Origin of the sequence: Roseicyclus sp. (assembly GCF_018402035.1) — a bacterium.
Lineage (GTDB): Bacteria > Pseudomonadota > Alphaproteobacteria > Rhodobacterales > Rhodobacteraceae > Roseicyclus.
On record NZ_JAGYJN010000002.1, the window covers coordinates 337,809 to 350,920 of the forward strand.

General features: G+C 59.1%; 11 protein-coding genes. All 11 read left to right on the plus strand.

The genetic code is table 11. The features are described from left to right. Window positions 1-166: 166 nt before the first annotated feature. The 11 genes from KG698_RS05815 (at window position 167) to KG698_RS05865 (ending at window position 13,098) form a co-directional block, all read left to right on the plus strand. Complete coding sequence (locus KG698_RS05815) at window positions 167-1,549, plus strand: type II and III secretion system protein family protein (protein WP_213684603.1); 1,383 nt, start codon at window positions 167-169, stop codon at window positions 1,547-1,549. A 151-nt stretch (window positions 1,550-1,700) separates the two neighbouring features. Next, the gene (locus KG698_RS05820) at window positions 1,701-2,219 is read left to right on the plus strand and encodes an OmpA family protein (protein WP_367114046.1); all 519 of its coding nucleotides are present in this window, start codon (window positions 1,701-1,703) and stop codon (window positions 2,217-2,219) included. A gap of 268 nt (window positions 2,220-2,487) precedes the next feature. Next, a complete protein-coding gene (locus tag KG698_RS05825; RefSeq protein WP_367114047.1) occupies window positions 2,488-3,723 on the plus strand; it encodes a CpaE family protein in 1,236 nt (411 codons plus the stop codon). 14 nt (window positions 3,724-3,737) lie between these two features. Then, window positions 3,738-5,183: a CpaF family protein gene (locus KG698_RS05830; protein WP_213684605.1), complete on the plus strand. Its 1,446-nt coding sequence runs from the start codon at window positions 3,738-3,740 to the stop codon at window positions 5,181-5,183. A 5-nt stretch (window positions 5,184-5,188) separates the two neighbouring features. Further along, window positions 5,189-6,157, plus strand: coding sequence for a type II secretion system F family protein (locus KG698_RS05835; protein ID WP_213684606.1), 969 nt, complete (start codon window positions 5,189-5,191; stop codon window positions 6,155-6,157). Between the two features lie 12 nt (window positions 6,158-6,169). Beyond that, window positions 6,170-7,150, plus strand: coding sequence for a type II secretion system F family protein (locus KG698_RS05840; protein ID WP_213684607.1), 981 nt, complete (start codon window positions 6,170-6,172; stop codon window positions 7,148-7,150). A 43-nt stretch (window positions 7,151-7,193) separates the two neighbouring features. Further along, window positions 7,194-7,772 carry a tetratricopeptide repeat protein gene (locus KG698_RS05845; RefSeq protein ID WP_213684608.1) on the plus strand — a complete coding sequence of 193 codons (579 nt, stop codon included), beginning with the start codon at window positions 7,194-7,196 and terminating at the stop codon, window positions 7,770-7,772. Window positions 7,773-7,812: 40 nt separating this feature from the next. After that, window positions 7,813-8,673 (plus strand): tetratricopeptide repeat protein, encoded by an 861-nt coding sequence (locus tag KG698_RS05850; RefSeq protein ID WP_300982954.1) that lies wholly within the window; start codon window positions 7,813-7,815, stop codon window positions 8,671-8,673. After that, the gene (locus tag KG698_RS05855) at window positions 8,673-9,176 is read left to right on the plus strand and encodes a prepilin peptidase (protein ID WP_213684609.1); all 504 of its coding nucleotides are present in this window, start codon (window positions 8,673-8,675) and stop codon (window positions 9,174-9,176) included. The genes KG698_RS05850 and KG698_RS05855 overlap by 1 nt, the downstream gene beginning before the upstream one ends. An 84-nt stretch (window positions 9,177-9,260) precedes the next feature. Further along, window positions 9,261-10,583, plus strand: a complete 1,323-nt coding sequence (locus KG698_RS05860; protein WP_213684610.1) for an ATPase — start codon at window positions 9,261-9,263, stop codon at window positions 10,581-10,583. Window positions 10,584-10,674: 91 nt separating this feature from the next. Beyond that, entirely contained in the window at window positions 10,675-13,098 is a 2,424-nt protein-coding gene (locus tag KG698_RS05865; RefSeq protein ID WP_213684611.1) for a ligase-associated DNA damage response DEXH box helicase, read from the plus strand. Window positions 13,099-13,112: the final 14 nt, after the last annotated feature.

Below are 13,112 nucleotides of genomic sequence, written 5' to 3' on the forward strand. Positions count from 1 at the left end.
TCTGCTGGGCCGCTGCGCGTTTTGGCGCTCGCTGCGCTGGGATCGCAGGACGAATTAACGGCCAAATGCTTCTGATTCTTGCGGTACAATCTTTTTTCGTACATATTTCTCGAAAGATATGCGCATCAAGACGCAGTAGAGCAGTCATCAGTGAGGCAAATTTGCCATGAACATGTTGGGTTTCTTGCGTGCGGGCCTCATCGGCTGCACCTTGGCAATCATGCCTGTCACCGTCGCATTGGCGCAAAACACACCGCTGCGTGTCGTTGAGGGCCAAACTTCTGTCAGCTTGACCGTACCGATGAACCGCGCCGTCGTGGTCGAAAGCGATGTGTTTTTCGCCGAGGTCAGCGTCGCCAACCCCGCCATTGCCGATATTGCCACCCTGTCTGAGCGCAGTATCTATATTCTTGGCCGCGCACCGGGTCGCACCAGTATGACACTTTTAAGTGCCGACGGCATGCTGATCGCCAATGTCGATCTGCAGGTCGTGCCCGATGTCGCCGAGTTGCGCGAACGTCTGCGCGAGATTTTGCGCGGCGAGCAGATCGAGGTCCGCCCAGCAAACGACGGGATTGTGCTATCGGGAACGGTCAGTTCGGGCCGCGTTGTCGACCGCGCGATGGAACTGGCCGAGCGTTACGCGCCGGGCCGTGTGTCGAACCTGATGCTTGTGGGTGGGAGCCAGCAGGTGATGCTGCAAGTGCGCTTTGCCGAGATGAACCGCACGATCCGCCAAGAGCTGGGCATTAGCATGACCGGCACCAGCGTAGGCAATGGTGGCAATGTCGCCGCTGTGAATTCCGGCAACATCGTGGAATTCCCCATTGGAATCATTCCACCGCAAGGTGCCGCCGCACTTGGGTTTGTGGGGGCCAATTTCTCTTTCAACATCCTACTCGAAGCGCTTGAGTCCGAAGGTCTCGTCAGAACATTAGCCGAACCGAACCTGTCGGCCTTGTCGGGCAAAACAGCCTATTTCTTGGCGGGTGGAGAATTCCCTGTGCCGGTGCGCGACGACGACGGGGATATCACGATCGAATTCAAGCCTTTCGGCATAGAATTGGAATTCACGCCCACGGTGGTCGATAGCGACATCATCAATCTTGCCCTTTCCACAACCGTCAGCTCGATCGACGCAGGCATCCCCGGAACAGGCGCGGTGCCGGGTTTGCGCACGCGTGAGGCGGCAACGACGGTCGAAATGCGCGATGGCGAAAGTTTTGCCATCGCTGGCCTGTTGCAAGATGACTTTCGCGACAACATCGGCAAGGTGCCGTGGTTGGGCGATCTGCCGATCCTTGGCGTCCTGTTTCGTTCGACCAGCTATCAGCGGGAACAATCCGAGCTTGTGGTGATTGTCACCGCGCATTTGGTGCAGCCCGTACGCGGCGAGGCGCTGGCGCTGCCCACTGACCGGGTCACCATTCCCAGCGAGCGCGAATTGTTCTTGCATGGTCGGCTTTCGGGCGGACCGCGCGCGGGCACTGCCGCCGGTGACGTCGCCCGGCAGGATTTTTTCGGCTCCTACGGTTATGTGATGGATTGAGGCCATGCCAATGCTGATCGCTTGTTTTTCGCCATTGCGCGCCCATCGCACCCCACTCGCGCTGTGCACATGTGTTGCGATCACCCTGATGGGGTGTAGCGATCGTGAAGTTGGCTCCGCAATTGACGAAGGTGCCTTTGGCAACCCGACGATGAACAATGTCCTCTACCACAGCGGTGAGCGCCAATACGTCAGCGTTTTGGCCGAGCGCTTTGTCGCCGAAGTGCCGACGACCGTCACCTTTGCGTTCAATTCCGCCATCTTGGAACCCGAGGCACAGGCGATCTTGCGCCAACAGGCAGATTTCATCCGCAATTTCCCCGAGGCGCGTTTTTCGGTCTATGGCCACACCGATCTGGTCGGCTCGGAAAGCTACAACCAGCAGCTTGGTTTGCGGCGCGCACGCGCAGTGGTGGATTTCCTCGTTTCCCACGGCATTCATCGGGCGCGTTTGGACGCGCTGGTGTCACGCGGCGAACGCGAGCCCTTGGTCGCCACCCAATCCCAAGAGCGCCGCAACCGCCGCACCGTGACCGAGGTATCGGGATTTGTCCGTGGCAACCCGCTGGTCCATGATGGGCGCTACGCCCAGATTGTCTATCGCGCCTATGCGCAATCGGGCGGCGGTGAAATTGACAGCCAAGGCACAGTCGCCACATCCGGTGAATAGGCGCGCGACGCAATCGTAGCGTCAGCTGCCTATGTCCAAGTATTGCAAACGAAAACCCCATTTTTCGTCGTATTGTTGCCCCTTTTGCCAAGCACCTTGCTGGCATGAGGTCGTGATCCGCCATCGGCCGCGTAAAAAACGCGCAATCACCGACGGGTCATTCGACCGGGCACAAGAATAGTCCGGAGAATCCGGGCCATAAAGGACTTGAGAAATGAGTAGCGGACTTGCATTGCGAGCGGACCCTGCACCGATACTGGCCTGCACGGTGTCGCGAAATGTCCATCACTTCGATCTTTTGATCGAGGATATGGAAGCAGAGCTGGGGAACGCCTGGGGCGATCTGAGTTTCGCCGAGGCACGCAGCTTTATCCATCAACCCGGAGCCGAGAACCTTGAGTTCCTCGCCTTGGCCTTGACCCCCAAGGACGAGGGCGACCTTGGCATGATCGGGGAGTTGATCAAGGCCGCTAAGGCGCGCGGTGTGCGCAGCATTTTGGTGGCACATGAGCTTAAACCAGCAAGCCTGCACGAGCTTTTGCGGCTTGGGGCTGAGGATTTCGTTCCCTATCCGTTAAGCAATAGTGCCTTGCACGATGCAATCACGCGCCTTCGCAACCAAACCTCCGCGCCCGACATGCCACAGGTCCACCCTGTTCGCATCGTCGGCGAGCACCCCGAGCGCAACACCCAAGCCCCCGCGACAATCGCACCACGCCTTGGTGGCAAGGCCGCTGTTTTTGCAATCCAAGGGCTTGCCGGTGGCACCGGCGCATCGACATTGGCGGTCAACCTTGCTTGGGAATTGGCCACAATTGACAAGCAAAAATCCCCATCGGTCTGCCTCATCGATCTTGACCTTCAGGCCAGCACAATCTCGGCCTATCTCGACCTTCCGCGCCGTGACTTGATCATCGAGCTTTTGCAAGACGCGCGTAACATGGATGTGGATGCCTTCAAGCAAGCGCTCTTGGGATACGGCGGCAAACTGTCGGTTTTTCCCGCGCCGCCCGATGTCTTGCCGCTTGATCTGATCGGCCCCGAAGAGGTCGAGGCGCTTTTGAACCTCGCCACCCAATGTTTCGATGTGGTTGTCGTCGACATGCCGCATACCTTGGTGATGTGGACCGAGACGGTGCTGAACCGGGCGGATGTGTTCTTTACCACGATGGAACGTGACATGCGGTCGGCACAAAATGCCATGCGCTTTCTTAAGGCGCTGCGGGCAGAAAGCCTGCCGGTGGAAAAGTTGAACTTCGTTCTCAACCGCGCGCCGGGTCTGACCGATCTCAACGGCAAGGCCCGCGTCAAGAGATTGGCGGAAAGCCTTGGTGTGAAGATTTCCACCCTTTTGCCTGATGGCGGCCTCCAAGTGGTGCAAGCCGGTGACGAAGGCCAACCGCTTTGCGAGATCGCCCGCAGAAACGTGCTGCGCAAAGAGATCGCGCGGCTCGCCACCGGGCTGCACAAGGCGATGATCAGCGAGTTTCAGGCCAAAGCCTGAGCAAGGGGTGAAAGATGTTCGGTAAATTCAAGAAAGCTGACACGGCCGAGGCACAGAACCATGCGCTGACTGATGCCGCCCGCGATGCCGCTCATGCTGCGGCCACGAGCTTGCGCAAACCCCAGATCGTGACCGAAATTCAGCGTCCTGCCGCACAGATCGCCGCTGATGACAAGGACGTCAAGCGCCGCCAAAGACTTGATGAAATCAAGACCGAGATGCATTCAAGGCTTCTCGACAACCTCAATCTTGCCGCGTTGGAAACGGCCAAAGAGGCGGATCTGCGCACCGAGATCAACGCCATCGTCTCGGAACAATTGGGCGAATTGGGCGCGGTCCTGAACCGCGAAGACCGCCAGACGCTCAATACCGAACTTTTCGACGAGGTGACGGGGCTTGGCCCGCTGGAACCCCTGCTCAAAGACCCTGATGTCAATGATATCTTGGTCAATGGCCCCAACCGCGTCTTTGTCGAACGCGCGGGCAAGCTTAGCCTGACGGATGTGCGCTTCAAAGATGAGCGGCATTTGCTGCGTATCATCGACAAGATCGTCTCGGCTGTGGGGCGTCGGGTGGACGAATCCAACCCCTATGTCGATGCCCGCCTCAAGGATGGCTCTCGCTTTAACGCGATGGTGCCGCCCGTGGCTGTGGACGGGTCGCTCGTGTCGATCCGCAAGTTCAAAAAGGAAAAGCTGGGGATCGACGATCTGGTCCGTTTCGGTGCGTTTTCCGAAGAAATGGCCGCGTATCTCCAAGCGGCTGTCGCCACGCGGCTCAATGTGATCGTGTCGGGCGGCACGGGGTCGGGCAAAACCACCACGCTCAACGCGCTCTCGTCGTTTATCGACAACAAGGAACGCGTGCTGACCATCGAAGATACGGCCGAACTACAGCTCCAACAGTTGCATGTTGGCCGGATGGAAAGCCGCCCCCCGAATGTCGAAGGCAAAGGTGCCGTGACCCAGCGCGATTGCTTGCGCAACGCGCTCCGGATGCGACCTGACCGGATCATCGTGGGTGAAACCCGCGGTGAAGAGGTCATCGATATGTTGCAGGCGATGAACACAGGCCATGACGGCTCGATGACCACGATCCACGCCAACAATGCCCGCGATGCGGTGTCACGATTGGAAAACATGATCGCCATGTCCGGTATCGAAATGCCGCTCAAGGCCGTGCGCGCGCAGATCACCAGCGCCGTAAACCTGATTGTGCAAGCAAGCCGCCTGCAAGATGGCTCGCGCCGGATGGTATCGATCACCGAAGTCACCGGGATGGAGGGCGATGTTGTCTCGATGCAGGAGGTGTTTCGCTACCAGCGCACCGGCCTCAAGCCCGATGGCACCATCATCGGCCATTTCACCGCCTGCGGTGTGCGTTCGCATTATGCCGAGCGCTTCCGCCAGTGGGGGTATAATTTGCCCGCTTCGATCTACGAACCGATCGCGGCGGAGTAAGGGCCATGCAACTTTCCATTGAGCCGTTGATTTATATCGGCATCTTCGTCGGCATTATCATGCTGGTCGAAGGGGTCTATCTCGCGATTTTTGGTAAATCCATCAGCTTGAATGCGCGTGTCAATCGCCGCTTGGCCATGCTGGAAAAAGGTACGAACCGCGAGGATGTGCTGGCCAAGCTCCGCAAGGAGATGGACCAACACAAAGGAGCGACGCGCCTGCCGCTCTACGCGATGATCGCGGATAAGGCCCAAAAGGCCAACATCGCCTTTACCCCGTCGCAGCTGATCCTTGTCATGGCGATGTTGGCTATGGCCGCTTTCGTCGCGCTGTCGATTTTTGTCACAGTCTCACTGCCGCTGCGGCTTTTGCTGAGTGTGGGCATGGGTGTGGGTGGCGTATATTTCTGGGTCAACTCCAAAGCCAAGAAACGGCTTGCCTTGATCGATGAGCAGCTACCAGATGCGGTCGAGTTGATGGTGCGCTCGCTCAAGGTGGGTCATCCTTTCGTCTCTGCGATCAACGCGGTGGCCAAGGAAATTCAAGATCCCCTCGCCTCCGAACTCGGTGTGATCGCCGATGAGGCGGCCTATGGGCGCGATGTTGCCGATGCCATCCGCGCGATGGCCGAGCGCCTCGATAGTCAGGATTTGCGTTTTCTGGCCGTTGCCGTCGGTATCCAACAAAAATCTGGTGGCAATCTCGCCGAGATCCTTGCGGGGCTTGCCCAAGTGATCCGCGCGCGTTTCAAACTGTTTCGTAAGGTCAAAGCCATTACAGGCGAGGCAAAGTGGTCGGGCGCTTTCCTCTCGGTTTTTCCGCTGCTTGCACTGGTTGGGATCAACTTGTTGCAGCCCAATTATTACGATGCAGTCATGGAAACACCAATCTTCATCCCGGCCTGCATCGCGGTGGGTGTGATGCTGCTTATGAACATATTGTTCATGAAAGCACTTGTGAACATCAAGGTTTAAGGGGGCACGACAATGGCGTTTTTTTCAAGTTTCTTAGCCAAGGCAAATAGTCTGATCCTTGGCAATCTGGGTGATTTAGGGCCATTGATCGTTGTAGGCTTTCTTGGGCTGTTGCTGATCCTCGTCACGCTGCCCATGATGTTGTTCAAGAAAAAGGACCCGCTTGAACGGATACGCGATGCGAATGCCGTCACCGAAAAAAGCACAAGGGTCGGCAGCCTGCGGCGCGGCGGTAAGGATGAACGCCTCAACCGTTTCGCGCAGTATCTCGAACCGCAAGATCAAACACATTACAGCGCTATGCAGCTTCAACTGTTGCGCGCGGGCTACCGTTCCAAAAGCGCCGTGCAGATTTTCTTCTTTGCGCAATTGGCGCTCGCGATTGGCGGACTGATCTTGGGGAGCATCTATACACTCTTGAACGGCGCCAATGATCCGCAAACGACAATCCTGTCGGTACTGGTGCCAGGCGGTCTGGGTTATTATGCGCCGAAATACTGGGTCCAGCGTCGCGTCAAGGCGCGCGAGACCGAGATCACATCGGGCTTTCCCGATGCGTTGGATCTGATGCTTGTTTGCGTCGAGGCGGGCCAATCCTTGGATCAATCGATCATCCGCGTGGCGAAAGAAATCCGCACGGGCTATCCCGCCTTGTCAGAAGAGTTCGAAATGGTCGCCTTTGAGATGAAGGCAGGCAAGGACAAGGTCCGTGTCTTGCGTGACCTGTCCGAGCGTGTAGGCGTTCAAGATGTCACCAGCTTTGTGACAACACTGATCCAATCGGCAACCTTTGGCACCTCGATCTCAGAGGCGCTACGCGTCTATGCCGACGAAATGCGCGACAAGCGCGTGATGCGCGCCGAAGAAAAGGCCAGCACGCTGCCAACCAAACTGACCTTGGGCACGATGATTTTCTGTCTGCCGCCGCTTTTGGTCATTCTGATCGGGCCGTCGATCTACGGCGTTGTCATGGATTTGCAGCGCGGGATGTGAATGATGACCGCGCATCGCGATTGCCTGACGTAGGGAGGGTGTGATGAGGGGGCTCATCATCCTGATCGGGCTGAACCTATTGGTGGCTTGCGGCGATGCCAATGATGATCGGCGTCTCGACCCGCTTCCCCAAGAGCTAGAGGTTGCCGCGCCGCAAGGCACAGTCGTGTTGCAAGATACAGTGGATCAGTTGTTGGTCGGTGATCGGCTCATGGATGCAGGCCAGCCAGAGCTGGCCTTGCGCGCCTATTACCGGGCGGCGGGGGAACGGGGCTTGACGCCTGAAACCCTGACGGCCATCGGTGCCGCCAATCTCAGGTTGGGGCGCGTGGGGCAGGCTGCCCAACAATTCCGTCAAGCACTCGAACGTGACGCGGCCTATGTCCCGGCGTTGAACAATCTGGGCGTCGTTTTGATGGAGCAAGGCGAGTTTGGCGAAGCGCGGCGCGTTTTTGAATTGGCCTTTGCGCATGATAGTGGCCAATCGGACGCGATCCGCGAGAACCTACGGCGGGCTATCGCAAGAATAAAAAATATCATCTATAGTGAAGAAAATAATCAAAAGAGCCCCGGACTAATCCGGCGCGGCGAAGGTGTTTACGTGCTTTTCGCCGAACCCTGATCGGGATTGGGGCGCAGAGTATGAGCAGTAAGAGGTCGCCATGCCAGTTTGTCCCCGGATGCATCCGGCGGTTATGTTCGCAGTGATCGGCTTGGCCGCATGCAATCCGACCAGCGCGCCCGATGTGAACCGGGCCATCGACCCGATCAATGTGATCGATGAATCCAATCTCAGCGAGATTATGTTGACCGCTGCTTCGCCAAATGAGGCCGTCGCCTATTTCCAACGCGCGAGCGCTGAACAGCCTGATCGCATCGATTTCCGCCGTGGTTTGGCCACCAGCCTTGTGCGCGCTGGACGCGCTGATGAAGCGATTGCCTTGTGGCGCGATATCGTGAGTGGCCCCGATATGATCGATCAAGACCGCATCGATTTCGCCGGTGCCTTGATCCGGTCAGGCGACTGGGCCGAGGCCGAGCGCCAACTCGACCTTGTCCCACCCACGCTCGAAACCTTTGAGCGCTACCGGCTGGAGGCGATGGTAGCCGATAGCAATCAAGAATGGGGACGCGCCGATCATTTCTATGAAACTGCGGTGGGCCTGACCACGCGCCCGGCGAATGTGTTGAATAACTGGGGTTTTTCGCGGCTGTCACGGGGTGATTTTGATGGTGCGGAAGAGCTGTTTCTCGAAGCGGTCCGCTATGATCCCAACCTCTTCACGGCCAAGAACAACCTTGTCATGGCGCGCGCCGCACAGGGCAATTACCAGATGCCCTTGGTGCGCATGAGCGAGATTGAGCGCGCCCAGCTTTTGCACACCGCAGGGCTGGCCGCGATCCGGCAAGGACAGATCGATACAGGCCGCGGCCTTTTGGCCGAGGCGATCGAGACCCATCCCCAACATTTCGATGCGGCCGTGCGCGCGCTCGAGACCCTTGAGACGGAGGTTCGCCGCTGATGTCGCTTGCTTTGACACCCGCAGAGGCACTGTGGTTTTTGCCCTTTGCTCTGCCGATTTGCATCTGGGTCGCGCTCAGCGATCTGCGCAGCATGCGCATTCCCAATATCGCGGTTTTGGCCCTGGCCGGTGGCTTTGCGGTGATTGGGCTGATCATCATGCCCTTCGACGCATATCTGTGGCGGCTTGCGGTCCTGCTGATCGTGCTGGCCATCGGCTTTGTCATCACCTCGCTTGGGCTGGTGGGGGCGGGGGATGCGAAATTCGCCGCTGCCATGGCCCCCTTTGTAGTGCCCGGCGATGGGCTGTTTTTCTTGCTACTCTTCTCGTTTGTTTTGATTGCATCATGGATCACGCATCGCTTGGCCGGGCGCGTTCCCGTCTTGCGCCGGGCAACGGCTGATTGGGCCTCGTGGGAACAAGGCAAGCTGTTTCCGATGGGCGTGGCGCTGGCCGGGGCGCTGGCGATCTATCTGATCATGGGGGCAGCGGCGGCGCTTTAGGCCGCATCGCTTTCTCAGCTTCGCCCATAAAGCGCCGCAATCCCAAGCCATTAAACGCGAACACATCACGCGTGGGGTTGCGCAATGAATATCCAAATCTCGCAAACCGAGACAGCGGCACCGCCGCCACTGCGGCAATTGTCTGATACCGGCCTGACGCCGGTGATGATGCGCGACATCCTTCTTAAGACGGTGTTTCGCAAGAATGTGGATAAGACCTCGGAAATTGCGCAAGCCATCGCGCTGCCCATTCCGCTGACGCAAATCTTGATCGATACGCTGCGCGATCTGGGGCTGATGCAGGCGACCGGCACGCTGCATGCCACCTCAAGCGCCGAGATGGGGTTTCAACTCACCGATAGCGGCAAGGCCCGCGCCCTCGATGCGCTCAACCAATCGGAATATTACGGGCCAATGCCCGTGCCACTTGCCGACTACAAGGCGCAGGTCAAACGCCAGTCGATCCGCGATATCAAGCTGACGCGCGCCATGCTTGAGGCGTCGATGGGCCATCTGATCTTGCCCCAAGGCCTACTCGATCAGCTTGGACCGGCTGTTGGGTCGGGGCGCTCGGTCTTGATGTATGGCCCGCCCGGCAATGGCAAATCCTCCATCGCCGAAGGCATCCGCAAGGCGATGGGCGACAATATCTACATCCCCCATGCTCTGGCCTATGCGGGGCAAGTGATCACGATGTTCGACCCAATCGTGCATACGCCGGTCGGCCCATCCGCCGACACCCCTGAGAATGGTTCGCTGCGCAAATCCGCGTCACGCCATGACACGCGCTACCTGCTGTGTACGCGGCCCACGGTGATGACCGGGGGTGAACTGACGCTGTCGATGCTTGATCTGAACTACAACGCGGTCAGTCGCACCTACCAAGCCAGCCTTCAGTTGAAATCTACGGGCGGCGTTTTCATCGTCGACGACCTTGGCCGCCAAGAAGAACCGCCGCAGGCGCTGATCAACCGTTGGATCGTTCCGATGGAGAATGCCTATGACATCTTGGCCCTGCAATCGGGCGAGAAATTCGAGGTGCCATTTGACACCTTGGTCATCTTCTCGACCAACTTCCACCCCAACGAGATTTTCGACCAAGCAGCCCTTCGCCGGATCTTTTTCAAGGTCAAGATCGATGGGCCGACACAGGAACAATTCCTCAAGATCTTTGCATTGGTCGCCAAGAAAAAGGGGATTCCCCTCGATCAAGCCTCGCTCGTGCATCTGTTGCGGCACAAATACCCCAGCATCGGGCATAACTACGCCAATTATCACCCGGTATTCTTGTGCGACCAGATCAAGGCGATCTGCGATTTCGAAGGGATCACCTATCAAATGCGGCCCGACTTCATCGACCGCGCTTGGGAGAACCTCTTTGTGAAGGACGAGAAGATCGTTCACTGAGGGCGCGAAAAACGCCAGTTTTTCGCGTGGGTTTTGCTGCAGCAAAACCACCCCCCATGGCCAAAGGCGCGCAAGCGGTTATCTAGGGGTTATGACGCGCGCCCTGCCCCCACAGATCACCGGCTGGTTTGACAGCCGTGGCTGGTCGATCCACCCGCACCAGCAAGACATGCTGGCGCGCGCCGATGCACCTTGCCAATTGCTGATCGCGCCCACGGGGGGCGGCAAAACCATGGCGGGGTTTTTGCCAACGCTTGCCGAACTAGCCGATGGCAAGCACAAGGGGCTGCACACGCTTTACGTCTCGCCGCTGAAAGCTCTGGCCACGGATATCAAGCGCAACTTGACCGGCCCGATCACCGAGATGGGCCTGCCCATCCGGGTTGAGGATCGCACGGGCGACACCTCTGCCCATACCAAGCGTCGCCAACGCGCCGACCCGCCGCATATCCTTTTGACGACGCCCGAAAGCCTTGCACTGATGGTGTCGTTCGAAGATGCCCATCGGACATTTGCGGGCTTAAGCCGCATCATCGTCGATGAAATCCACGCACTGGCCGAAAGCAAACGGGGCGATCAGCTGATGCTCGCGCTCTCGCGGCTGTCGAGCCTTGCGCCGGGTCTGCGCCGTGTGGGCCTGTCTGCCACCGTCGAAGACCCCGATGCCATCGCGCGCATCTTGGCCCGCCACCCTGACCCTTGCGAGATCTTGCTGGCCGATCCCGGCCCCGACCCCGACATCGCCATGCTGACGACCGAAGCCCCACCGCCATGGTCGGGCGGCGGCGGTAGATACGCCATTCCCGCCGTGCTAGCGGAAATTCGCAAACACCGCACGACGCTGATCTTTCACAACACCCGCGCGCAGGCGGAGCTGTTCTTTCACCACCTGTGGCTTGCCAATGACGACCAGTTGCCCATCGGTATCCACCATGGCGCGCTGGCCCGCGAACAGCGCGAGCGCGTCGAACAGGCGATGGTGGACGGACGGCTGAGGGCGATTGTCTGCACCGGATCGCTCGACCTTGGGATCGATTGGGGTGATGTGGACCTTGTGATCCAGATCGGCGCGCCCAAAAACGTCAAGCGGCTGGTTCAGCGGATCGGGCGGGCCAATCACCGCTACAACGCGCCCTCCAAGGCGCTGATCGTGCCCGCCAACCGCTTCGAGGTGATCGAATGCACCGCAGCACTAGAGGCCGTGCGCGCCCATGCGCTGGATGGTGACACCGACCACACTGGGCCGCTGGATGTGCTTTGCCAACATATCCTGATCCGCGCTTGCGCCGGACCCTTCCATGCCGATGATCTTTTCAACGAGGTCCGCAGCGCGGGCGCTTTTGCGGACCTGCCGCGCGAAACCTTCGACCGCTGCCTCGATTTCGCGGCGACGGGGGGCTACGCGCTGCGCGCCTATGATCAATGGCAACGCCTGATCCAACGCCCCGATGGCCAATGGCAGTTGCGCGATCCCCGCCGCGCCGCGCGCATCCGCATGAACATCGGCACCATCGTGGATGCCGACAAAATGCAGGTGCGCTTTCAGAAATCGCGCGGTGGCGCCCCCTTGGGCGAGGTGGAGGAGTATTTCGCCGCGATGCTGCGCAAGGGTGACACCTTTCTTATCGGTGGCCAGATCGTGCGCTTCGAGGGCATGCGCGAACTGGTGATCGAGGTCAGCCGCACCCCCCATCTCAAGCCCAAGATCGCAACCTTCATGGGCACGAAATTCGCAACCTCAACCCAGCTTTCCGACCGCATCTTGGAGATGTTCCGCCACACCGATTGGCCAGCCTTGCCGCAGCACACCCGCGACTGGCTGGCGCTACAACGCAAGCTTAGCCGCCTGCCCGAGCGCGACAGGCTTTTGGTCGAAAGCTTTCCCCATGACGGGCGCGAACATGTCGTGGCTTACGGCTTTGCAGGCCGCAATGCGCAGCAGACGCTTGGCCTTTTGATCACCAAACGGATGGAGGAGCTGGGGCTAAACCCGATGGGCTTTGTCGCCACCGATTACGCGACGCTGATCTGGGGGCTGGATGCGCCGGGCGATCCCACGACGCTATTTTCGCGCGACAATCTGATAGAAACCATGACGGCGTGGCTGGCCGATAACGCGGTGATGAAACGCACCTTCAAGGCCAGCGCATTGATCGCGGGGCTGATCGAGCGCAACCAACCCGGTGCCGCGCGCAAAACCGGGCGACAGGCGACGTTTTCGACCGATATCCTTTACGATACGCTGCGCAAATACGACCCCGATCACATCATGCTGGCGATCACACGGGCCGAGGCGATGCGCGGACTTGTCGATTTCGGCCGGATCGAGGGGATGCTGGCGCGCATCGGCGATAGGATCGACCATATGCGCCTGCCCCGTGTCAGCCCGCTGGCCGCACCCCTGTTCTTGGAACCGGGCCGCGTGCCGATTGCGGGCATGGCCGATCAGCGCCTGCTCGAGGCCGAGGCCGCGCGCCTGATGGCCACCGCAGGTTTGGATGCTGTCATCACCTGACGCCCCCCTTGCTG